The sequence below is a fragment of the Stenotrophomonas sp. Nf1 genome (assembly GCF_003028475.1).
In the GTDB taxonomy this organism is placed as follows: domain Bacteria; phylum Pseudomonadota; class Gammaproteobacteria; order Xanthomonadales; family Xanthomonadaceae; genus Stenotrophomonas.
Window position 1 is genome coordinate 166,133 of sequence record NZ_PYTV01000003.1, and the last position, 20,895, is coordinate 187,027.

At 67.0% G+C, this 20,895-nt stretch carries 29 protein-coding genes and 4 tRNA genes; 19 read left to right on the forward strand and 14 right to left on the reverse strand.

Features of this window, described 5'->3' with window-relative positions; all coding sequences use genetic code 11:
• Positions 1 to 10 precede the first annotated feature (10 nt).
• From C9412_RS07265 to C9412_RS07275, 3 genes are all read left to right on the forward strand, one after another.
• Positions 11 to 904 (forward strand): alpha/beta hydrolase, encoded by an 894-nt coding sequence (locus tag C9412_RS07265; RefSeq protein WP_107231023.1) that lies wholly within the window; start codon positions 11 to 13, stop codon positions 902 to 904.
• Complete coding sequence (locus C9412_RS07270) at positions 894 to 1,820, forward strand: alpha/beta hydrolase (protein ID WP_107231024.1); 927 nt, start codon at positions 894 to 896, stop codon at positions 1,818 to 1,820. Before C9412_RS07265 ends, C9412_RS07270 begins: the two co-directional genes overlap by 11 nt.
• Positions 1,821 to 1,914: 94 nt before the next feature.
• A tRNA-Ala gene (locus C9412_RS07275) sits at positions 1,915 to 1,990 on the forward strand.
• A gap of 61 nt (positions 1,991 to 2,051) precedes the next feature.
• On the opposite strand, the gene C9412_RS07280 is transcribed toward C9412_RS07275, so the two are convergent.
• Positions 2,052 to 2,231 carry a hypothetical protein gene (locus C9412_RS07280; protein WP_107231025.1) on the reverse strand — a complete coding sequence of 60 codons (180 nt, stop codon included), beginning with the start codon at positions 2,229 to 2,231 and terminating at the stop codon, positions 2,052 to 2,054.
• Between the two features lie 162 nt (positions 2,232 to 2,393).
• Here C9412_RS07280 and C9412_RS07285 point away from each other — a divergent pair, with 162 nt between their 5' ends.
• A complete protein-coding gene (locus tag C9412_RS07285) occupies positions 2,394 to 2,846 on the forward strand; it encodes a hypothetical protein (RefSeq protein ID WP_107231026.1) in 453 nt (150 codons plus the stop codon).
• A gap of 42 nt (positions 2,847 to 2,888) precedes the next feature.
• Here C9412_RS07285 and C9412_RS07290 read toward each other — a convergent pair whose 3' ends face one another.
• Positions 2,889 to 3,650: an SDR family oxidoreductase gene (locus C9412_RS07290; protein ID WP_107231027.1), complete on the reverse strand. Its 762-nt coding sequence runs from the start codon at positions 3,648 to 3,650 to the stop codon at positions 2,889 to 2,891.
• A 132-nt stretch (positions 3,651 to 3,782) separates the two neighbouring features.
• Here C9412_RS07290 and C9412_RS07295 point away from each other — a divergent pair, with 132 nt between their 5' ends.
• Positions 3,783 to 4,625, forward strand: a complete 843-nt coding sequence (locus C9412_RS07295; protein ID WP_107231028.1) for a methylated-DNA--[protein]-cysteine S-methyltransferase — start codon at positions 3,783 to 3,785, stop codon at positions 4,623 to 4,625.
• 73 nt (positions 4,626 to 4,698) lie between these two features.
• Here C9412_RS07295 and C9412_RS07300 read toward each other — a convergent pair whose 3' ends face one another.
• Positions 4,699 to 5,724, reverse strand: coding sequence for an NADP-dependent oxidoreductase (locus C9412_RS07300; RefSeq protein ID WP_181358710.1), 1,026 nt, complete (start codon positions 5,722 to 5,724; stop codon positions 4,699 to 4,701).
• Between the two features lie 350 nt (positions 5,725 to 6,074).
• On the opposite strand from C9412_RS07300, the gene C9412_RS07305 reads away from it, so the two are divergent.
• From C9412_RS07305 to dxs, 7 genes are all read left to right on the forward strand, one after another.
• Positions 6,075 to 6,150, forward strand: a tRNA-Phe gene (locus C9412_RS07305).
• A 72-nt stretch (positions 6,151 to 6,222) separates the two neighbouring features.
• A tRNA-Phe gene (locus C9412_RS07310) sits at positions 6,223 to 6,298 on the forward strand.
• Positions 6,299 to 6,448: 150 nt separating this feature from the next.
• The gene (locus C9412_RS07315; protein ID WP_107231030.1) at positions 6,449 to 7,000 is read left to right on the forward strand and encodes a lipocalin family protein; all 552 of its coding nucleotides are present in this window, start codon (positions 6,449 to 6,451) and stop codon (positions 6,998 to 7,000) included.
• Positions 7,001 to 7,164: 164 nt separating this feature from the next.
• Positions 7,165 to 7,641: an LEA type 2 family protein gene (locus C9412_RS07320; protein ID WP_107231031.1), complete on the forward strand. Its 477-nt coding sequence runs from the start codon at positions 7,165 to 7,167 to the stop codon at positions 7,639 to 7,641.
• Positions 7,642 to 7,712: 71 nt separating this feature from the next.
• Positions 7,713 to 9,503 (forward strand): acyl-CoA dehydrogenase C-terminal domain-containing protein, encoded by a 1,791-nt coding sequence (locus C9412_RS07325; protein WP_107231032.1) that lies wholly within the window; start codon positions 7,713 to 7,715, stop codon positions 9,501 to 9,503.
• 556 nt (positions 9,504 to 10,059) lie between these two features.
• Entirely contained in the window at positions 10,060 to 10,725 is a 666-nt protein-coding gene (locus C9412_RS07330; protein WP_107231033.1) for an HNH endonuclease, read from the forward strand.
• Between the two features lie 105 nt (positions 10,726 to 10,830).
• On the forward strand, positions 10,831 to 12,738 hold the full coding sequence (gene dxs / locus C9412_RS07335) for a 1-deoxy-D-xylulose-5-phosphate synthase (protein WP_107231258.1): 1,908 nt from the start codon (positions 10,831 to 10,833) through the stop codon (positions 12,736 to 12,738).
• A gap of 70 nt (positions 12,739 to 12,808) precedes the next feature.
• Here the strand turns inward: dxs and C9412_RS07340 are convergent, their stop codons facing one another.
• From C9412_RS07340 to C9412_RS07350, 3 genes are all read right to left on the reverse strand, one after another.
• The gene (locus C9412_RS07340; RefSeq protein WP_107231034.1) at positions 12,809 to 13,012 is read right to left on the reverse strand and encodes a hypothetical protein; all 204 of its coding nucleotides are present in this window, start codon (positions 13,010 to 13,012) and stop codon (positions 12,809 to 12,811) included.
• Positions 13,013 to 13,186: 174 nt separating this feature from the next.
• Entirely contained in the window at positions 13,187 to 13,732 is a 546-nt protein-coding gene (locus C9412_RS07345; protein ID WP_107231035.1) for a DUF3011 domain-containing protein, read from the reverse strand.
• Positions 13,733 to 13,863: 131 nt separating this feature from the next.
• On the reverse strand, positions 13,864 to 14,070 hold the full coding sequence (locus tag C9412_RS07350) for a hypothetical protein (protein ID WP_107231036.1): 207 nt from the start codon (positions 14,068 to 14,070) through the stop codon (positions 13,864 to 13,866).
• A gap of 401 nt (positions 14,071 to 14,471) precedes the next feature.
• Between C9412_RS07350 and C9412_RS07355 the strand changes: the two genes are divergently transcribed.
• From C9412_RS07355 to C9412_RS07370, 4 genes are all read left to right on the forward strand, one after another.
• Positions 14,472 to 14,747 (forward strand): hypothetical protein, encoded by a 276-nt coding sequence (locus C9412_RS07355; RefSeq protein ID WP_107231037.1) that lies wholly within the window; start codon positions 14,472 to 14,474, stop codon positions 14,745 to 14,747.
• Between the two features lie 12 nt (positions 14,748 to 14,759).
• Positions 14,760 to 14,993 (forward strand): DUF1653 domain-containing protein, encoded by a 234-nt coding sequence (locus C9412_RS07360; RefSeq protein WP_107231038.1) that lies wholly within the window; start codon positions 14,760 to 14,762, stop codon positions 14,991 to 14,993.
• An 80-nt stretch (positions 14,994 to 15,073) separates the two neighbouring features.
• Positions 15,074 to 15,658, forward strand: a complete 585-nt coding sequence (locus tag C9412_RS07365; RefSeq protein ID WP_107231039.1) for a TetR/AcrR family transcriptional regulator — start codon at positions 15,074 to 15,076, stop codon at positions 15,656 to 15,658.
• A 13-nt stretch (positions 15,659 to 15,671) separates the two neighbouring features.
• The gene (locus C9412_RS07370) at positions 15,672 to 16,004 is read left to right on the forward strand and encodes an SMR family transporter (protein ID WP_107231040.1); all 333 of its coding nucleotides are present in this window, start codon (positions 15,672 to 15,674) and stop codon (positions 16,002 to 16,004) included.
• A gap of 22 nt (positions 16,005 to 16,026) precedes the next feature.
• Here the strand turns inward: C9412_RS07370 and C9412_RS07375 are convergent, their stop codons facing one another.
• Positions 16,027 to 16,200: a DUF1328 domain-containing protein gene (locus tag C9412_RS07375; RefSeq protein WP_107231041.1), complete on the reverse strand. Its 174-nt coding sequence runs from the start codon at positions 16,198 to 16,200 to the stop codon at positions 16,027 to 16,029.
• Positions 16,201 to 16,294: 94 nt separating this feature from the next.
• The gene (locus C9412_RS07380; protein WP_107231042.1) at positions 16,295 to 16,936 is read right to left on the reverse strand and encodes a LysE family translocator; all 642 of its coding nucleotides are present in this window, start codon (positions 16,934 to 16,936) and stop codon (positions 16,295 to 16,297) included.
• A gap of 156 nt (positions 16,937 to 17,092) precedes the next feature.
• Here C9412_RS07380 and C9412_RS07385 point away from each other — a divergent pair, with 156 nt between their 5' ends.
• Positions 17,093 to 17,785, forward strand: a complete 693-nt coding sequence (locus tag C9412_RS07385; protein ID WP_107231043.1) for an aspartate/glutamate racemase family protein — start codon at positions 17,093 to 17,095, stop codon at positions 17,783 to 17,785.
• Between the two features lie 12 nt (positions 17,786 to 17,797).
• Here C9412_RS07385 and C9412_RS07390 read toward each other — a convergent pair whose 3' ends face one another.
• Complete coding sequence (locus tag C9412_RS07390; RefSeq protein WP_107231044.1) at positions 17,798 to 18,193, reverse strand: hypothetical protein; 396 nt, start codon at positions 18,191 to 18,193, stop codon at positions 17,798 to 17,800.
• A gap of 241 nt (positions 18,194 to 18,434) precedes the next feature.
• Here C9412_RS07390 and C9412_RS07395 point away from each other — a divergent pair, with 241 nt between their 5' ends.
• Entirely contained in the window at positions 18,435 to 18,938 is a 504-nt protein-coding gene (locus C9412_RS07395; RefSeq protein WP_107231045.1) for a DUF3011 domain-containing protein, read from the forward strand.
• An 86-nt stretch (positions 18,939 to 19,024) separates the two neighbouring features.
• Complete coding sequence (locus tag C9412_RS07400) at positions 19,025 to 19,474, forward strand: GNAT family N-acetyltransferase (protein ID WP_107231046.1); 450 nt, start codon at positions 19,025 to 19,027, stop codon at positions 19,472 to 19,474.
• On the opposite strand, the gene C9412_RS07405 is transcribed toward C9412_RS07400, so the two are convergent.
• The 5 genes from C9412_RS07405 to C9412_RS07425 all read right to left on the reverse strand — a co-directional run bounded on the left by C9412_RS07405 (position 19,453) and on the right by C9412_RS07425 (position 20,890).
• A complete protein-coding gene (locus C9412_RS07405) occupies positions 19,453 to 19,794 on the reverse strand; it encodes a phosphotyrosine protein phosphatase (RefSeq protein WP_107231047.1) in 342 nt (113 codons plus the stop codon). The two genes, C9412_RS07400 and C9412_RS07405, sit on opposite strands and share 22 nt — an antisense overlap.
• Complete coding sequence (locus C9412_RS07410; RefSeq protein WP_107231048.1) at positions 19,791 to 19,991, reverse strand: hypothetical protein; 201 nt, start codon at positions 19,989 to 19,991, stop codon at positions 19,791 to 19,793. Before C9412_RS07410 ends, C9412_RS07405 begins: the two co-directional genes overlap by 4 nt.
• Positions 19,992 to 20,108: 117 nt before the next feature.
• Positions 20,109 to 20,185: transfer RNA gene (locus C9412_RS07415), tRNA-Pro, on the reverse strand.
• Between the two features lie 68 nt (positions 20,186 to 20,253).
• Positions 20,254 to 20,610 (reverse strand): MerR family transcriptional regulator, encoded by a 357-nt coding sequence (locus tag C9412_RS07420; RefSeq protein ID WP_005410431.1) that lies wholly within the window; start codon positions 20,608 to 20,610, stop codon positions 20,254 to 20,256.
• Positions 20,591 to 20,890, reverse strand: coding sequence for an integration host factor subunit alpha (locus C9412_RS07425; protein WP_005410432.1), 300 nt, complete (start codon positions 20,888 to 20,890; stop codon positions 20,591 to 20,593). The genes C9412_RS07420 and C9412_RS07425 overlap by 20 nt, the downstream gene beginning before the upstream one ends.
• Positions 20,891 to 20,895 lie beyond the last annotated feature (5 nt).

Consider the following 20,895-nt stretch of genomic DNA (forward strand, 5'->3'; position numbering starts at 1 on the left):
AGCATTCCCCATGACCACGTCCCTTACCGCTGGCGCTGCCGGCGACAACGCCCTGCGCCACCACTACCTGCGCATCGACGGCCAGCGCGTGCATTGCGTATCCGCCGGCCACGGTGAGCCGGTGCTGCTGATTCCCGGTTGGCCACAGACCTGGTACGCCTGGCGCCACGTACTCCACGCCCTGGCCGAGGCCGGCTTCGAAGCGATCGCGGTCGATCCGCCGGGCATCGGCGAGTCCGACCGCCCGGCCCATGGCTATGACACCGGCAGCGCCGCTGCGGTGCTGCACCAGACCATGCTGGCGCTGGGCCATGCGCGCTACCAGGTGGTTGGCCATGACATCGGCATGTGGATCGCCTATGCACTGGCCAGTGACCAGCCGCAGGCGGTGCGCCAGCTGGCCGTCACCGAGGCGGTGATTCCAGGCCTCGCACCGGAACCGGGCATCTTCGCCGCACCGGCCGACAACATCTTCCTCTGGCACTTCATGTTCAACCAGGTCGCCGACCTGCCCGAGGCACTGATCAGCGGCCGCGAGCGCGCCTACCTGGAATTCATGTTCGATCGCTGGTCGTACCGCCGCGATGCGGTGGCCGCCGACACCTATATCGCCGCCTACAGCCGCCCCGGCGCACTGCGCGCTGGCTTCGCCTGGTACCGCGCGATTCCGGAAACCATCCGCCAGAACAAGGAACGTGCGCAGCGCCGCCTGGCGATGCCGGTGCTGGCCATCGGTGCCGAGCACGCCACCGCCGATGCGCCGATGCTGACCCTGCAACCGCATGCCGACAACGTGCGCGGCAGCATCGTGCCCGGCTGCGGCCACTTCATCATGGAAGAAGCCCCGCAGGCGTTCCTGGAGCAGCTGCTGCCGTTCCTGCGGGAGGCGCGCCATGCAGCTTGAACCCGCGCTGCAGCAGTTCGTCGATGCCATCGCGGCCCATCCGCTGCCGGAGGACCTGCGCGAGCTGCGTGCGATCAGCGCAACGGCGCTGCCGCAGTTGCAGGGTGCGCCGCAGCGGGTGGCACAGGTGGTCGAGTACAGCGTGACGGCGCGCGACGGCCACGCGTTGGAAGTGCGCCTGTACACACCGGAGGGGCTGCCCGAAGGACCGGCACCGGCCCTGTTGTTCGCTCACGGCGGCGGCTGGTTCCAGTGCTCGCTGGCGGTCTACGACGGCCCGTGCCGGGCTTTGGCCAATGCCAGTGGCTGCGTGGTTGCCGCGGTCGGCTACCGGCTGGCGCCGGAGCACCCGTTCCCGGTACCGCTGCACGACGTTGCCGACGCCTGGTCGTGGCTTCAGGCCAACACCGAACGCCTTGGGCTGGACCCGCAGAGGTTGGCAATTGGCGGTGACAGTGCAGGCGGCAATCTGGCCGCCGCCTGCTGCCTGCTGCTGCGCGATCTCGGCCTGCCGCAGCCGCGCCACCAGCTGCTGCTGTACCCGGCACTGGATGCCGGCATGGGCAGCGACTCCTATCGCGAGTACGCCAGTGGCTACTACCTCAGCGCCGAGCTGATGCAGCGCTGCTGGCAGGCCTATCTCGGTGATCCGGCCGCACCGCCGGCATTGGCCTCGCCGGCCCATGCAACGGATCTGCACGGACTGGCGCCGGCCTCGGTACTCAGCTGCGAACACGACCCGCTGCGTGACGAGGCCGAACAGTACGCGCTGCGGCTGCAGGCGGCAGGAATCGACTGCACGCTGGAGCCGCTGCCCGGGATGGTCCACGCCTGCATCCATCTGCACACGGTCAGTGCCTCCACCGACGTGGCAGTCCAGCGCGCCGGCGCCCTGCTGCGCCAAGCCCTGTCCTGAACCGGTCCGGGACGGTGGCGGGCGCTGTGCAGCCGCCGTCCCGGACCGGCGCTTGGCAAGCCCGGCAGGCAGCGCTACACTGAAAGCCTGCCGTGGGGCCATAGCTCAGCTGGGAGAGCGCGTCGTTCGCAATGACGAGGTCAGGAGTTCGATCCTCCTTGGCTCCACCACTTTTAAGAAGAACCCGCAGATCCTCGCGATCTGCGGGTTTTTTCTTTTCCGGGTGCTGGCTCAGGCAGGCTCCTGGCCGCCATCCTTGCGTTGCGGGCTGCGCGAATGCGCATCGCGCACCTGTTGATCGCGCTGCCCCGGCCGCTGCCTGGCCACATCGTCCTGCTTTCTGTCCTGGCGGCTTTCCTCGCTGCCCTGCCGGATCTCGCCCTGGGATGGGGTGTTCTTCTTGTCGTTCATCGTTTCTGCTCGAAACCGCTCGGGCCTGCAGCGTGGCGCAGTACAGGTAACGCGGCGGTCGGGGTAATGCAGTCACGATGTGCACGCATGCACTCACCCGACTTGTCTACGTCATTGCGGCATGCACACAATCGGCATCCGACTTCCGCACAAGGATGCGCCATGTCCCGCTTGTTGCTGTTGACATTCCTGCTGCTTACCGCCGGCTGCGCCCATCGCATGGGCGACCGGCCATCTACCGCGGCCGGCTACATCGGCAACGACCAGGCAGTGCGCGCAGCGCAGGATGATCCCGCAAGCGGCATCTCAGGCACCTTCGCACTGGCGGTACAGGCGTACGGCACGGAGAACGGCCACATCTACCTGAACAGTGAGCGCGACTACCGGCATCCGCTCAACATCACCCTCGACATCAATGCTGCCCTGCGCCCGCAGCTGGAAGCGCATCTTGGCCTGGAGCTGGAACAGCTGCTGGGCCGGCACCTGCTGGTAAGCGGAACGGCGAAGCGGGTGCGCATCGCCTTCTTCGATTCGGCCGGCCGCCAGAGCAGGAAGTATTACTACCAGACCCACATCGCAGTGAACGATGTCGACCAGCTGCGGTTGGCTCCCTGAACCGGCCATCGGCTCTGCCGGACCCTGTATCCGCAGTAGCACTCAGGTCCGCGTGATCGACACCCCACCCTCCACCCGCATCGCGGTTCCGGTCACGAAGCTGCTTTCATCGCTGGCCAGGAACAGCGCCGCATTGGCGATCTCCTCAGGCTCGGCCATCCGCTTCAGTGCATGCAGCGAACGCACGAAATCACGCGCATCGCCAGTCGGCGCGGCCTGGCGCCCCATTTCGGTATCGGTGCCGCCGGGCAGCAGCACGTTGCTGCGCACGCCCCGCGCGCCATATTCGGCAGCGATCACCTGGCTCAGGCCGATCAACCCGGCCTTGCTCGACGCATAGGCCGCCATGCCCGGGAAGCCCACGGTGTGGCCGACGAAGGTGCCGACGAACACCAGTGAACCCCCGCCGCGCGCCAGCAATGCCGGCAACTGTGCGCGTGCAGCATGGAAGGCCGCATCGAGGTTGGTCGCCATCACCTCGCGCCACGCATCCACCGGGAACTCCGCCGCCGGCGCCGCCGGGCCGAGCATGCCGGCATTGTTGAGCGCGATGTCCAGGCCACCGAATGACTGATGGGCCAGCTCCACCAGCGCCGCAGCCGTGCCCGGATCAGCCACGTCGGCGGCATGCACCACCACCTCGCCACCGGCGGCGCGGATCTGTGCGGCCAGTTCGTGCAGCGGCTGTGGCCGCCGCGCGTTGACTACGAGCTTTGCCCCTTCGGCGGCAAAGCGCAGCGCGCTGGCACGGCCGATGCCGGCGCTGGCACCGGTGATGAGGGCGATCTTGTTGTTCAGGCGCATCGTCATTGTCCGGGTGATGAAGTGACCGCCACGATGCCGCGCTGCGGCCGCCGCGACACTCCGTTTCCGGGCCCTTTGCGCAGGTGCAGGAAACGGAGTTTTCCCGGGCGCGGGGCGTGCCAGAATCCGGCCATGGACAGCACTGCCTCTTCCCCCCTTGATGCCCGCATCGAACGCGTCTGCCGCCACCTGCAGGCCAGTCCTGAAGAACCCTCGCTGCAGGAACTGGCCGACCTCGCCGGCTGCAGCCCGACCCGGCTGCATCGCCTGTTCAAGCAGGCCACCGGGCTGACCCCGAAGCAGTACGCCGCCGCCCTGCGTGCCGACCGCCTGCGCACCGGACTGCAGCAGACAGAGCGCATCACCGATGCCTTCCACGATGCCGGTTTCGGTTCCAGCGGGCGCTTCTACGAGAACGCGCCGCGGCTGCTGGGCATGACCCCGAAGCAGTGGCGAGCCGGCGGCCAAGGTGAGGTCATCCACTTCGCCATCGCGGAAAGTTCGCTGGGCAGCGTGCTGGTGGCCAACAGCGCAACCGGTGTCGTCGCGATCCTGCTTGGCGATGATCCGGAAGTGCTGCTGCAGTCGCTGCAGCAACGCTTCCGCAAGGCCGAACTGATCGGTGCCGACAGCGGCTATGAGCAGCTGGTGGCACAGGTAGTAGGCCTGGTCGAAGATCCATCGCGGGGCGCCACCCTGCCGCTGGACATCCGCGGCACCGCCTTCCAGCAGCGGGTGTGGCAGGCCCTGCAGCAGATTCCACGCGGGCAGACCGCCTCGTATGCGGACATCGCCGAGCGTATCGGCGCCCCGCGCTCAAGCCGTGCGGTGGCACGGGCGTGTGCGAGCAATCCGCTGGCGGTTGCGGTGCCCTGCCATCGCGTGGTGCGCCGCGACGGCGACCTGTCCGGCTACGCCTGGGGCGTGGCCCGCAAGCGTGAACTGCTGCGCCGGGAAAAAGCCCCGACTGCCTGAAGTGGGTGCCGACCTTGGTCGGCACACCCAGCTCCCGGTAGGTGCCGACCTTGGTCGGCACAACGCCAAGCACTCAATCCAGCTTCACCACCAGCTTGCCGAAGTTGCGCCCCTTCAGCAGGCCGAAGAAGGCCTCCGGCGCATTCGCCAGCCCCTCCACCACGTCCTCGCGGTACTGGATGCGGCCCTCACGCAGCCACTGCGGCATCTCGCGTTCGAAGTCCGGCCACAGATGATTGAAGTCGTGCACGATGAAACCGCGCACGGTCAGGCGCTGGCGCAGGATCTGGCTGAACAACGCCGGCAAACGGTCCGGGCCAGGCTGTTCGACGCCACGGTCGTTGTAGGTGGCGATGGTGCCGCACACCGGAATGCGCGCGAAGTCGTTGAGCAATGGCAGCACCGCATCCAGTACATGGCCGCCCACATTCTCGAAGTAGACATCGATGCCGTTGGGCACGGCGCTGCGCAACTGTGAGGCGAAATCGTCCGCGCGATGATCCAGCGCCACGTCCACGCCCAGCGTCTGCAGATAGGCACGCTTGGCCTCGCCGCCGGCGATGGCGACCACGCGCGCGCCCTGCAGCTTGGCCAACTGGGCCACGGTCGCGCCGACCGGACCGCTTGCGGCAGCCACCACCAGCGTCTCGCCCGGCTGCAACCGGGCGATTTCATGCAGGCTGGAATAGGCGGTGAATCCCGGCATGCCGTACACGCCCAACGCCGTGCTCAGCGGCAGCCCGGCCGGATCCAGCCGCCGCCCCAGCGCGTTGGCCGGCAGCACCGCATGGGTCTGCCAACCACCCGCGGCCAGCACCAGATCTCCCACCGACACGTCATCGGCCTTCGACTGCAGCACCTCGGCCACGGTCTGGCCTTCCATCACCGCGCCCACCGCCACCGGCGCCGCATACGAAGGACCTTCGTCCATGCGACCACGCATGTAGGGATCCAGCGACAGGTAGCGGTTGCGCAGCAGCACCTCGCCATCGGCCAGCGGCGGCAACGGCGCCTGCTCCAGGCGGAAGTTGGCCGCCGTCGGCGCGCCCTGCGGACGCGAGGCCAGCACGATGCGGGAGGTGGTCGGGGAATCGGACATGGCGATCGGCTCTGCTGTTGCCAGCATCAGGAAAGGAACGCCGACACTACGCCGCCGCCTGCCCGGCCGGTGGCCGCGAAAACAGCGTTCCATGCCCCGCCCCGGCGGCGTCGGCGCGTATCCCTTGCCATTGCCGCTTTGCCCATCACCGTGGGTCGCTGATTTCCGCCGTCGGCGATGATCCGTGAATCGATATTCAGGCGCTCCTGCCCTGCCACGCGACGGAGGATCAAGCACTTGCGGGTGCGCAGACGGCAATGTGAAGAATTCTTGGCAAAACCCTTGCCGAAGACAACCGACCTCCGTAATATACGCCTCCTCGGCAGCGACCTCGCTGCAACGAAACATGTGGCCGAGTAGCTCAGTTGGTAGAGCAGGGGATTGAAAATCCCCGTGTCGGCGGTTCGATTCCGTCTTCGGCCACCACTTTCGAAGGCCTGCAGAAATGCGGGTCTTTTTTTTCCGGAAACCGCATTCACCGCGGTCGCCACACAATTTGGCCGAGTAGCTCAGTTGGTAGAGCAGGGGATTGAAAATCCCCGTGTCGGCGGTTCGATTCCGTCTTCGGCCACCATCTTCAAGGACCTGCAGAAATGCGGGTCTTTTTTTTTGCCCGCGCTTTGCCCTCCACGCATGGCAAGGGTGCACGCCACCGCTTGACGAAACATTTACACCGGCACCGGCTGCGGCACCTACGCTCCAGACTCCTGCCCGGAGTCCGCTGATGCACCTGCGCCCCACCCTGCTCGCCTGCCTGCTGCTGGCCACCTCGCCGGTGATCGCCGCCGAACCGGTGCGTGCGGTCGAGACCCTGGACATCGATCGCTACGCCGGCCAGTGGCATGAGATCGCACACCTGCCGGTGTCGTTCCAGAAGCGCTGCACGGGTGAGATCACCGCCAATTACGGATTGCGCCGCGATGGCCGCATCACCGTCACCAACGCCTGCCGCGCCGACGACGGCCAGCGCCTGGTGGCCGAGGGCGTGGCCCGCCCGGTCGCCGGGCATGCCGGCCAGTTGCAGGTGCGCTTCGCTCCGGACTGGTTGAGCTGGGTGCCACTGGTCTGGGCCGACTACTGGGTGCTGGCGCTGGACCCGGACTACCAATGGGCCCTGGTGGGCGAACCCGGCCGCCGATACCTGTGGATCCTCGCGCGCCTGCCCGAGATGGACCGCGCCCTGTTCGAGCAGTTGAAGGCCAAAGCCGAGGCAATGGGATACGACCTTGGCCCGCTGCGGGTCATGGCCCCGCTGCGTGACGCGCCGGCCGATTGAACCGCGCCACAACCGGCGCATCCGGCGTGCCTGATCCGGCGCCGCGCACGCCCGGCCGCCACCTTCACACGCTACCCTCTGCGACAGGTCGCCAGCGGCGATCCACACAACCATACGCCGTAGTATGCTTAACCCAACGCACCCCCTTCAGAGGACTTGCGCCCATGCTCCACCGTGTCCGTACCGCCTTGATCATCCTGTGCACCCTCGCCCTTGTTGCCTGCAACAACGGCATCGTCAAGCGTGTGTCCGAACCGGCGGCCAGCCTGCAGCAGCTCACCGTACGCGCCGACGGCAACTGGACGGTGGCGCTGCGCCTGCAGAACTACAGCTCCATGCCGATGACCTTCGATGACGTCTCGCTGGCGCTGACCGTTGGCGATGCAGCGGCCGGCACCCTGCAGGCCAGGCCGGCCATCTCCATCGGCGGCACCTCCGCCGACGTGATCACTGTCGAGCTGGTGCCCAGCTCGGCCGCACGCCTGGTGGTGGCCGACGCACTGGCCGGCAACCGCACCCTCGCCTATGGCCTGAAGGGTTCGGTGGCGGCCACGCCGCAGGAAAAGAAGCAGCGCAGCTTCGATATCAGCAGCCGCAGCACGCTCAACCAGGCGCCAGGCCTGCCCGGCGTGCTGCGCTGATTCCGCTTACCGATTTCCGCTGCGGCGCCACGCGCCGCTCCCCCTGTCCCTGATCAATTCGAGACGTACCGATGAGCAGCTACACCGCCCCGCTTTCCGATCTCCGTTTCGCCCTGCACGACGTGCTCAAGGTCGAACCCCTGTTCGCCCGCCTGGGCTTCACCGACGCCACCGCCGACGTGGTCGATGCCGTACTGGAAGAAGCCGGCCGCTTCAGCGCCACCGTACTGGCCCCGCTCAACAGCGTTGGCGATGAGATCGGCTGCGTGCTCGACCAGGCCAGCGGTGAAGTGACCACCCCGCCCGGCTTCAAGCAGGCCTACGACCAGTTCGTCGACGGCGGCTGGACCGGCCTGACCGCTTCGCCGGAACTGGGCGGCCAAGGCCTGCCGCATACCCTGGGCGTGCCGCTCAACGAAATGATCAACGCCGCCAACCTGGCCTGGGGCAACTTCCCGCTGCTCTCGCACGGCGCCATCGAAGCGCTGAAGCAGCACGGCGAGGCCTGGCAGCACGAGGCGTTCCTGAAGCCGCTGATCGAAGGCCGCTGGACCGGCACCATGTGCCTGACCGAGCCGCACTGCGGCACCGACCTGGGCCTGCTCAAGACCAAGGCCGAACCGAACGCCGATGGCAGCTATTCGATCACCGGCACCAAGATCTTCATCACCGCCGGCGAGCACGACCTGACCGGCAACATCGTGCACCTGGTGCTGGCCAAGCTGCCCGACGCGCCGCCGGGCGCCAAGGGCATCTCGCTGTTCGTCACCCCCAAGTTCAAGGTCGACCGCGACGGCAACGTCGGCGAGCGCAATGCGCTCCGCTGCGGCTCGATCGAGCACAAGATGGGCATCAAGGGCTCGGTCACCTGCGTGATGAACTTCGACGGTGCGCAGGGTTATCTGGTCGGCCAGCCGCACAAGGGCCTGCAGGCGATGTTCACCATGATGAACACCGCACGCCTCGGCGTTGGCCTGCAGGGCATCGGCCTGTCCGAGCGCGCCTACCAGAACGCGCTGAAGTACAGCCGTGAGCGCCTGCAGTCGCGCGCCCTGAGCGGCGCCAAGTTCCCGGACAAGCCGGCCGACCCGATCCTGGTCCACCCGGATGTGCGGCGCATGCTGCTGACGGTGAAGTCGCTGGTCGAGGGCAGCCGCCTGTTGGCCCTGCACGCGGCCACCCTGATCGACGTCGCCCACCACGCCGAGGACGCCGCCGAGCGCGAACGCGCCGATACGCTGGTGAGCTTCCTGACCCCGATCTCCAAGGCCTGCCAGACCGAATGGGGCATCGAGAACACCTACAACGCCCTGCAATGCTTCGGTGGCCACGGCTACATCCGCGAGCACGGCATGGAACAGCTGGCGCGCGATGCCCGCATCACCACCCTGTATGAAGGCACCACCGGCATCCAGGCACTGGACCTGATCGGCCGCAAGACCGCCTCCAGCCAGGGCGCCGGCCTGAAGCTGATGCTGGCCGAGATCGAAGCCTTCGCCAAGGAACACGAAGGCAACGAAGCGCTGGCCGAGTTCATCGGCCCGCTGCGCGCCAAGGCCGCCGAATGGGGCAAGCTGACCCTGGACGTGCTGCAGCGCGCGGCCGCCAACCCGGACGAACTGGGTGCGGCCAGCTACGACTACCTGTTCTATTCGGGGTACGTGGTGCTGGCCTACTGGTGGGCCCGCAGCGTGGCCGCCGCCGATGCCAGCGCGCACGGCGCCGCCTTCGCCCAGGGCAAGCGCGAGACCGCACGCTTCTACTTCGCCCGCGTGTTGCCGCGCACGCTCAGCCACGCCGCCGCCATCCAGGCCGGCGCGGCCCCGCTGATGGCGATGGACGACGAGCGTTTCGGCGCCTGAGCCGGGCTGCCGCCCGGCACCCGCGGTAGTGCCGGCCGCTGGCCGGCAACCTCAATAGCAACAGCGGCATCCCGGTGGATGGCGTGGCGGTGTGGGCTGGCAGGACACGCCGTAAACCCCGCTCCGCGGTCCGGCCCAGCCGCTAGCGGCGGGGCGTTCGGGCGCTCGCGAAGCAGTGCTTCGCAAGCAAAGCGCCCTCACCCATCGGGGCTCGATGGCGCCTTGCTCGTGTGCGCTGTCCTGCGCACACGGCAAGACCGGGGTTGGGGCGTCCTGCCCAACCCGCCCGAGGCATGCCTCGGGCCCATGGCGCCAACGGTCCTGCCAACCCACACCGCCACGCCTCTGACAGTTCCCCGCGATCTGCGGTAGATCCACGCCATGCGTGGATGGAAACCCCTGAAATCCATCTGGAGAAGAGCCCCCTTTTGTTAAAGGGGGCGCGCCAACGGCGCGGGGATTAGGAAGAATGCGCGGACCTGAATTGTTGCGTTCTGGGTGTCGCCCAGGTGGCGATACCCAAAACGCAACAATTCAGGTATAAGCTGTTCTCCCGATGGAGACAGACACTACACGCTTGGGTCTGATCGAAGCCGGAGCTCCGTTTTCTGCTCCGGGCGCCGAAGCATCGCCCAACGCCACGACGCTGCATCGACCCGGTTCCGTCCGGCTGCTCTCGCTGGATGCCCACGGACGCGTACTGGACTGGATCACCTGGCAGGACGCCGCCTGCCTCTACGCCCGCGAAGCGGTGGCCTGGACGCTCGGCGATCCCTGTCTGCACATCCACGGCGGCACCAACCGCTTCAGCGGCCTGCAGAGCGGGCTGGACCTGCACCCGATCATCGCCGCGCGCGGCCACGCCCGCTCCCGCGCGATCGACCCCACGCCGAACCTGACCAATCCGGCCCTGTTCGCCCGCGACGCCCATCTGTGCATGTACTGCGGCCAGCAGTTCAACCGCCCCACGCTCACCCGCGATCATGTCATGCCGCTGTCCAAGGGCGGCCTGGATTGCTGGGAAAACGTGGTCACCGCCTGCTTCCACTGCAATTCGCGCAAGAGCGACCGCACCCCGCAGCAGGCCGGCATGCCGCTGCTGGCGGTGCCTTACCGGCCCAGCTGGATCGAGCATCTGATCCTGTCCAATCGCAACATCCTGGCCGACCAGATGGCCTTCCTGAAGGCGCAATTGCCGAAGCGCTCGAAACTGAGCACCTGAATCGCCGGAAATGCAACCCTCACCGTCCTGTCACGGGCGGCGGCGTTTGCTTGCCCCACCCCCGTTTGAGGGCGAAAATGGGCGTTCAGAACAAGTGCGAACATGATGATCGACTCTGCCCGCTATCCCCGCCTCGCGCGCATCCAGACCCCGGATGACCTGCGCACGTTCGACGAATCCGAAATGAGGGCGGTCGCTGACGAACTGCGTGCCTACCTCATCGAATCGGTGGGCAAGAGCGGCGGCCATTTCGCCGCCGGCCTGGGCGTGATCGAACTCACCGTGGCCCTGCACTACCTGTACCAGACCCCGCACGACCAGCTGGTCTGGGACGTCGGTCACCAGACCTACCCGCACAAGATCCTTACGGGTCGCCGCGACGAGATCCACACCGTCAAGCAGAAGGACGGCGTGGCGCCGTTCCCCAAGCGCGAGGAAAGCGAGTACGACACCTTTGGCGTCGGCCACTCTTCGACCTCGATCTCGGCCGCGCTCGGCATGGCCATTGCCCGCCAGTCCGAAGGCGACGACCGCAAGGTGGTGGCGGTGATCGGAGACGGCGCGATGACCGCCGGCATGGCCTTCGAAGCGCTGATGCACGCCGGCGGCATGGATCCGGAGCCGAACCTGCTGGTGATCCTCAACGACAACAACATGTCGATCTCCGAGGCGGTCGGCGGGCTGACCAAGATGCTCGGCCGCGCCACCGGCAGCCGCACGCTCAACGCGCTGCGCGAAGGCGGCAAGAAGATCCTCGGCGACAAGAAGAACAACCCCGCGCGCTTCGTCAAGCGCTGGGAAGAACACTGGAAGGGCATGTTCGTGCCGTCCACGATGTTCGAGGAAATGGGCTTCCATTACACCGGCCCGATCGACGGCCACGACATGCCCGCCCTGCTGTCCACGCTGAAGACGCTGCGCGCCTCCAAGGGGCCCAAGCTGCTGCACGTGATGACCACCAAGGGCAAGGGCTACGAGCCGGCCGAGGGCGACCAGATCGGTTACCACGCCGTCGGCCCGTTCGACCCGGACAAGGGCCTGGTGGCCAAGGCCGGCGCCAAGAAGCCGACCTACACCGATGTATTCAGTGACTGGCTGTGCGATGCCGCTGCGGCCGAGCCGCGCCTGTACGGCATCACCCCGGCGATGCGCGAGGGCTCCGGCCTGGTGCGTTTCAGCAAGGAGTACCCGCAGCGCTATTTCGACGTGGCGATCGCCGAGCAGCATGCGGTCACCCTCGCCGCCGGCATGGCGACCCAGGGCGGCAAGCCGGTGGTGGCGATCTACTCCACCTTCCTGCAGCGCGCCTACGACCAGCTGGTGCACGACGTGGCGATCCAGGATCTGGACGTGCTGTTCGCGATCGACCGCGCCGGCGTGGTTGGCCCGGACGGTGCGACCCATGCCGGCAACCTGGACCTGAGCTTCCTGCGCTGCGTGCCGAACCTGGTGGTGATGGCGCCGTCCAACGAAGCCGAATGCCGGCAGATGCTCAGCACCGGCCTGCAGCACCCGGGCCCGGCGGCAGTGCGCTACCCGCGCGGCAGTGGCACCGGCGTGGATGCCGGCAGCGACCTGTCCACCCTGCCGATCGGCAAGGGCGAGCTGCGCCTGCAGGGCAGCCGTATCGCCCTGCTCGCCTTTGGCAGCACCGTGGCCGCCGCCGAACAGGTCGGCCGCGAGCTGGGCCTGAGCGTGGTCAACATGCGTTTCATCAAGCCACTGGACCGCGAACTGGTGCTGGCCATGGCGGCCCAGCACGAGGGCCTGGTGACGATCGAGGACAACGTGGTCGCCGGTGGCGCCGGTTCCGGCGTCGGCGAACTGCTCAATGCTGAAGGCGTGCTGCGCCCGATCCTGCATCTGGGCCTGCCCGACAGCTACCAGCACCATGCCAGCCGCGAAGACCTGCTGGCCGAAGCCGGCATCGATGCCGCGGGCATCCGCGCGGCGGTGCTCAAGCGCTGGCCGCAGCTGGCCTCGGGTACGCCGCCGCTCAGCGCGGCAAGCTGATGGAAGCAGCCACGCCCGGCGTGGCTCTACGGGCATCCCGGTACATCCACGCCACGCGTGGATGGCGGCGTCAACCGTAACTGACCGCTTCCACGTACGCGCCGCTGGCCTCCACGCGCACTGCGGCGCGCTGCCCGGTGTCGACAAAATGCAGGCGCGCCAGGGTCTCGGCGAAATCATAGGCGCGGGCGCCGTCGCGGAATTCGATCGGCTCCGGCCGGTCCGGATGCAGCACGCGCCACTGGCGCTGTTCGCATTGCAGGCGGATCAACATGCAGCTCACTCCTTGAGGCAGCGTATCGACGGCGACGGGTTGACCGGGCCGGCTGCGCGCGCGGCACCGTAAGCAATCAGGGCGCACACCGGCACCCTGGCTGCAGACGATACGGCGTTCAAAATGAGATCTGTATCAGATTTCTCTGATTTTGCCGCAGCAGTTCCAGAAGACTCAGTTCACCTGGAACTGGGCCCGGCAGCCATCGCTGACCCAGATGCCGCGACGGTCCCAACCCCAGGTCTGGCCTTCAATGCAGGCACTGCGTGAATCCTGGCGGATCAGGCGGACGCCACGGCGGATGCGCGCGTCGCAGTACTCCTGGCGATGGCCATTGGAATGGCAGGCGATCACCTCCCCGCCGCCGCCCCAACCGTTGCCGTTGCCGTTGCCCCAACCGCCGCCACGGCGATACTCACCCACAAACTCGGCGCGGCAGCCCTGGGTCACCCACACCCCGTTGCGCGACTGCCCCCAGGTTTCACCTTCCACGCACGGCGAACCGGACAACTGGCGGATCAAGCGTGCCCGGCCCTGCAGGCGGCACTCGTTGCTGCGGTTCTTGATCGACTCGCAACGAACAATGCCACCGCCATCGCGGCTGCCATAGCGATCGTCGTCATAGCCATAACCGTAGCTCTGCGCCTGCGCGCCGCCCGCAGCCGCGAGCATCGGCAGCAATGCGCAGGCCAGGGTGCGCCAGGTGAGTGCGTTGCCCATCGAGATCTCCAGATGAATACGATGGCGCAAGCATCCGGGATTCGCGTCGCGGCGCACAGAGGGGCAGGAAGCTGCGGTTCTTTCCCCATTCAAACACCACAACCGTGGCTGACTGGGCCACGGCCGGCGTGTCAGTCCCCGATGTGCAGGGCGTCCACGGCGTTGCCGAGCGCCTCCACCCGTACCGTGCTGGGCTGGCCGGTGCGCCGGTGATGTTCCAGGGCCAGCGCGGCGGCGGCGTCGAACGCGTCGGCGCCGTGCGCATAGCCAATGGCGTCGTGCGCCTGGGGATGCAGTACGGACCAGTGCCGTGCCTTGCATTGGACAGTAATCACCATGTTCCGGCTCCTTCGCGACAGGGATGCAGTGGCAGGCACAAGGGCGTCCCTGCCGATACCCCGTCAGGCTAGCGAGCACGTCGGGAAGGGCCTATAGGATTTGTACGAAAACGCCTTCATTGCGGGTCGGTGCCTACATTCCTCACATCCCTGAGTCTGTTTAGCCCGTTCATTTCGTGATCCTTGTCACGGAGTCAGCCTGGCTTCACACTATCGTCACTAACAGGGGCCCCTTCCACATGCGCACCTTCTTCTCGCAGCAGCGTTCGACGTTGCTGAAGTTCTATTTCGTGGCCAGCTACGTGGTGCTGATCGAAGAACTGATCCGCGCCACGGTGTTCTAGGCGCTTGCCCGGTTCCGGGCAGCAGCGCAGACTGCTGCTTTGGACACGGACTCCCCCATGAAAGCGCTCCTCCTGATGCCCGCAGTGCTGCTGTTGGCCGCCTGCGCCAGCTCGGACAGGCCGGCGGCCACCACCGATACCGGTACCGCCCGCCCGGCGCCCGGCAGTGACCGCGATGCACATGGCTGCATCGGCTCGGCCGGATACCAGTGGTGCCAGCACAGCCAGCGCTGCGAGCGTCCCTGGGAACTGGCGCAGGCCCAGGGCCTGGCCAATTCCGCCGAGGCGATCGACGCCTATTGCGCCAAGCCGGCCAGCCCGCCGCAGACCTGAGACCGACCACGCATGGCTGAACTGAGTCCGCTGCCCGCGCTTGCGCGCGGCCGCTACCGCCACTTCAAGGGCGGCGAATATGAAGTCATCGATCTGGTGCGCAGCAGCGAGACACTGCAACCGATGGTGCTCTATCGGGCCCTGTACGGCGAAGGCGGCCTATGGGTGCGCCCCTACTCGATGTTCGTCGAGCAGGTGCCCGGCCAGCACGGCCCGCAGCCCCGCTTCGCCCGCATCGACGACTGAGCCCCGCGCTGACCGAGACTGGCAACGGTAGCCAGGCGCTGCTGCGCTACAATCGTACCGTCCAGTCGGTTTCTTCCTGTATGCCCCCATCCGCGTCCCCGCCCCCTCCCCGTTCGCGGCGCAAGGCGCCTGAGAGCGTGCGCCAGTCGCTGTTGCACGCCACCGTTGCGATGATCGGCCAGCATGGCCTGGCCGCCCTGACCGTACAGGACGTCGCGCGCGCGGCCGGGGTCAGCAAGGGCGCGCTGTTCCACCACTTCAGCAGCAAGCAGGCCCTGGTCGATGAGGCCATTGACGGGCTCATCGGCGAATTCGAGGCACGCGTGCGGGCCCTGCTGCCGGCAGGATCGTCGGGCTACGGCCGCTTCAGCCGCGCCTATGTCCAGGCCAACTTCGAACACCTGCTGCAGCAGGAACAGGACAACGATATCGGCCTCACCCTGGGCAACCTGCTCGAACCGGCCCTGCTGGTGCGCTGGCGCGACTGGAAGCGGGCCATGCTGGTCGAATTCCCCGACGAAGCCGATGACCCCCGGCTGTACGCTGCGCGCTGCGTCGCCGATGGCTATTGGGCCACCGCCTATGGGCGTCCACTGGACGCGCAGGAACACGCCAATGCGCTGGCGATGGCCGAGCAGGCGCTGAAGCTGTGTGATCCGTTGTAGCCCGGAGCCCGTGATGAATCCCTACCTGTACCTCGCCGCCGCCATCGTCCTGGAAGTGATTGCCACATCGCTGCTGAAGGCGTCTGAAGGCATGAGCCGGCTGTGGCCGACGCTGGGCGCACTGGTCGGCTATGGCCTGTGCTTCTACCTGTTGTCGGTGACCATGAAGTCCATCCCGACCGGCGTCGCCTATGCGATCTGGTCCGGCGTGGGCATCGTCCTGATCTCGCTGATCGGGCTGCTGGTCTTCAAGCAGCGCCTGGATGCGCCCGCCCTGATCGGCATCGGCCTGATCTGCGCCGGGGTGCTGGTGATCAATCTGTTCTCACGCAGCAGCGCACACTGAGCGCGCTGCTGCGTGAACCACGCTAGCTGACTTTCTTCGCCACGCTCATGCCCAGCAGGAACAGCACCACGGCGATGATGATGCCGGCCCAGAACAGGAACTTGGCAATGCCCACGGCCGCGCCGGCAATGCCGCCAAAGCCCAGCACGCCGGCGATGACACCGATGATGGCGAAGATGATGGCCCACTTGATCATGTCGATCCTTTCCCCGCAGGGAATGCAAACGGTGAGATCAGGCTAGGCTGACGCCGATGCGGCACCCGTGAACGGGCCGCGTGTGCGATGTGAATCAGCGCGGCCGGAAGCGCAGCAGGGCTACGGCAAACGCCAGGAACACGCTGCCTACCAGCCGTTCGAACCAGCGCCGCGCGAACGGCCGGGCCAGCCAGCGGCGCAGGCCATGTCCGCCGGCTGCGTACATCACGTACCAGAACAGTTCGCAGGCCGCGAAGGTCGCCACCAGCACGCTGTACTGCACAGCCTGGCTGCGCGAGGGGTCGACGAACTGCGGCAGGAACGCGGTGGCGAACAACAGCAGCTTGGGATTGCTCAGGCCGACCCACAGCCCGCCGCGCAGGACGGTCCACGCCCCATGTACCGGCGCCAGCGCCGGCGCCTCGTCGCTGGCCACCGGCGGCGCTGGCCGGAAACTGTCGTGCCAGGCCTTGATGCCCAGCCACGCCAGGTAGGCCACGCCCAGATAGCGCAGCACCTCGAACAGCATCGGCGAGGAGTGCAGCAGCGCGCTCAATCCCGCCGCGGAGGCCGCCAGCACCAGCAGCATCGCCAGCAGGCAGCCGGCCATGGCCGGAACGCTGCCGCGGAAACCCAGCCCGACACTGCGCCCGAGGATGTGCAGCATGTTCGGCCCGGGCGTGCCGCACAGGACGAAAACCGTGGCCAGGAACCACCACCAGGTATGCAGCGCCATGTCCGGCATCCACCTCGGAAGAGCGCACCAGCATAGAGCCCGCGGCCGCATTGCGGCACACACAGCGGCGCACCGATACGATGGTTACAGATGCTCGATGACCGCATGGACAGCGCCATCTGTGCTGCAATGGCCTGCCCTGGCATGGAGCAGTGCATGAAGACCCTGGGCCTGATCGGCGGCATGAGCTGGGAGAGCTCGGCGCAGTACTACCGGCTCATCAACGAGGCGGTGCGCGATCGCCTCGGCGGCGCGCATTCGGCGCAGCTGCTGCTGTGGTCGGTGGACTTCGCCGGCATCAAGCAGCTGCAGCACGAGGGCGACTGGGATGCCCTGGGCACCCATATGGTGGACGCCGCGCAGCGGCTGCAGGCCGGCGGCGCCGAACTGCTGCTGATCTGCACCAACACCATGCACGCACTGGCCGATCGCATCGAGTCGGCGTGCCCGTTGCCGCTGCTGCATATCGCCGACCCGACCGCAACGGCGATCATCAAGGCGGGCGCGCGCAGGGTCGGCCTGCTCGGCACCGCCTTCACCATGGAACAGGACTTCTACCGCGGCAGGCTGGAACAACGCTTCGGGCTGGAGGTGCTGGTCCCGGACGCGGCCGACAGGCGCTGCGTGCACGACATCATCTACCAGGAGCTGATCCTCGGCGTGGTCAGCGAGGCATCGCGGCGGCGCTACGCCGAGGTCATCGCGCGGCTGACCGCGCGCGGGGCCGAAGCGATCATCCTCGGCTGCACCGAGATCATGCTGCTGGTGCGCCCCGAAGACAGCGCGGTGCCCCTGTTCGACACCACCACCCTGCACGCGATCGCAGCGGTGGACGCGGCGCTGGGGTGATCCGGACCGGCGTCAGCCCTCGCCCTGCACTTCCAGCGCGGTGATCAGCCAATCGACCACCGCCTGCGAATCACACAGGAAGAAGATGGCGTCGCCCGAACGTGCCTCGGTCAGCAGGCGATAGACGGTGATCGCCACCGCCGACTGGTTGGCGATGAACACTTCCGGGCTGCGCGGCCCTTCGCTGTGCCCTGCTACTGCCTGCAGCGCCTTGCGCGCGGCCACCGTGGTGGCCGGGTCCGCGCTGCGGGTCAGTTCCGGCCCGCGCAGGCCCCAGGCAACAAACACATGCTTGCCCTTGAACGTGGTGTCCAGGACCTGCACCGGCCCAGCATCGGTGCTCGCCGAACGATGAATGACGGTACTGCTGATCAACGCAACCCCCTGTGGTCGTCGTGGTCCGCGCATCGTCTCCCGCAGGCCGCGCGCACGCCAGTGACGACAGCCACAGGCTGCGCCGCCAGGCGTGGCAGACATGTAAGAAGGTGTAAGCCGATGCGATCGGATGTGCAGCGATGATACGGGATGTAAGCCTCTGCATGGGCCCGTGCGCACTACTAAATCCCGCATGAGCCCTCGCTGCAACGATCCGTTCCGGCGGCCCCGGCCTGGTCCATTCTTGCGGCCCGTTCCCCTGCCGAGACTGCTCATGACCCATCGCCTGCTGCTGCCGATCGCCCTCTCCACCCTGACCCTGCTGCTGGCCGCCACCCCGGTGGCAGCCCGGGATTACGACAGCGATCACATTTCGCCGTTGCGCTGCGAATCGCAGTTCAACAAGCCCCAGCAGTGCCCCATCGAAGGCCGCATGCGCCTGGCCAGGCAGCTGTCGGTCACCCGTTGCGTGGAGGACCAGAACTGGGGGCAGAGCCGCCGCATGCTCTGGGTCGACGACGGCTGTCGTGCCGAGTTCGTGGCCGACGGACGCGGACGTTGGCCGGGCCACGGCCGGGACCGCGACGATGACGGCGAACGCCTGGTCTGCGAGTCATACGAACAAAAGGACAAGGAATGCCGCATCCGCGTGCGTCACGAGGTACGCCTGGTCAAGCAGAAGTCGGTGACGCCCTGCATCGAGGACCGCAACTGGGGCTGGGACCGCCGCGGGGTGTGGGTCAGCGACGGCTGCCGCGCCGAATTCCGGGTGTACTGAGCGGCGGCCACGTGTTGGCCGCGGCGGATGGGCGAACGCGGCCGGCGCACTCGATAGACTGGGCCCGACCCGCCCAGGAGCCGACGATGCCGCCACCCGATGCCTCCCCGACGATGCTGCGTCTGCGCGACGCGGTGCCGCGCGATCTGCCCGCACTGGTCGCGCTCGACAGCGTCGCGGCCGGCGATCCGCAACGCGCGCGGCAGATTGCCGGCTGGCTGGCGAGCGCCGCCGTGTACGTGGCGGAACGGGACGATGTGGTGGCCGGCTATCTGGTCATCCACCGCCACTTCTTCGGCGAAGCCTTCATCGAGATGCTGATGGTGGCGCACGCGCAGCGCCGCCGGGGCATCGGGGCCGCCCTGCTGCGCCACGCAAGCGCACTGCAGGGACAGCGCAAGCTGTTTACTTCAACCAATGCCTCCAACACCGGCATGCAACGCCTGCTCAACGCCTCCGGCTTCATCGGCAGCGGCATCGTGCACGGTCTGGACGAAGGCGATCCGGAACTGATCTACCGCTTTGCCGGCAGCTGATCCAGACAGGCGGTCACCCTGGCGTCCAGCAGATCCATCAACTCCGGATCCATGCAGCGGTAGTCATCGGGGATATCGAGGCAATGCAGGCGCTTGTGCTCCAGCAGGCGCGCGTAGGTGGCCTGCAGGCGATGCTGGTGCTTGGCCTCCATCACGAAGATGACATCGGCCCAGCGGATGTCCGCCGGGCCGATGGGGCGTCGTGCATGTGGGCTGGTGCCGGCCGACAGCGCGGTGAATCCGGGCCGCCGTTGCCACATGGCTTCGGCGGTCGGGCTGCGCAACTGGTTGCGGCTGCAGACGAACAGCAGCTTGATCATTCCTGTTCCTGCAGTTGGCGGGCGCTGAGGACCGGATAGACGAAGCCCAGCTGGCGTGCGCGCGCGAGTTTGGCACCGCGCGTGTACAGCAGCTTCCAGTTCTTTTCGGGCTTGTAGCTGTACGCCGTCGTGGCGCGGTCGCCACCGCGGTTGCAGGCCTGGCTGCGACGCCAGGCACGGTTTCTTGCAGATTCCATTGTGTGTTCTCGTGAGTACCGGGTTCAGCAGCCGCGGTAGTACGAGTGGCGCGCAGCATACACCGCGCGCACAAAAAAGCCCACGCATCGCTGCGCAGGCTCTTTGATTCATCACAGTGGTCGGGACGGCCGGATTCGAACCGACGACCCTCTGCCCCCCAGGCAGATGCGCTACCAGGCTGCGCTACGCCCCGACTGATGCTGCGATGTGCCCGCCAGTGCGGCGGGCCGTGAAGTATAGCGGATTACGATGGAAATGGGATCAGCGACGCAACAACTGCAGCACTTCTTCCAGCTCCATGCGCACCTGCTTGATGATCTGGTTGCTCAGCGCCGATTCCTCGCGGGCATCGGGACCGTCCAGACGCAGGCGTGCACCACCGATGGTGTAGCCCTGTTCGTACAGCAGGCTGCGGATCTGCCGCACCATCAGCACGTCGTGGCGCTGGTAGTAGCGACGGTTGCCTCGGCGCTTGGCCGGCTCAAGGCTGGGGAACTCGGTTTCCCAGTAGCGCAGGACGTGCGGCTTGACGTCGCACAGCTCGCTGACCTCACCGATGGTGAAGTAGCGCTTGGCCGGTATCGGCGGTAGTTCGCGGTTACTGCCCGGATCCAGCATAAGCTTCCACCCGCTCCTTGAGCTTCTGGCCCGGACGGAAGGTCACCACCGTACGGGCGGAAATCGGAATTTCCTCGCCGGTCTTGGGGTTGCGACCCGGGCGCTGGTTCTTGCGCCGCAGATCGAAATTACCGAAGCCCGACAGCTTCACCTGACGTCCCTGTTCCAATGCTTCACGCAGCACATCGAAAAACGCGTCGACGAATTCCTTGGCTTCCCGCTTGTTCAGACCGACTTCGTCGAACAGCTTTTCCGCCATCTCCGCCTTGGTCAATGCCATTGCCT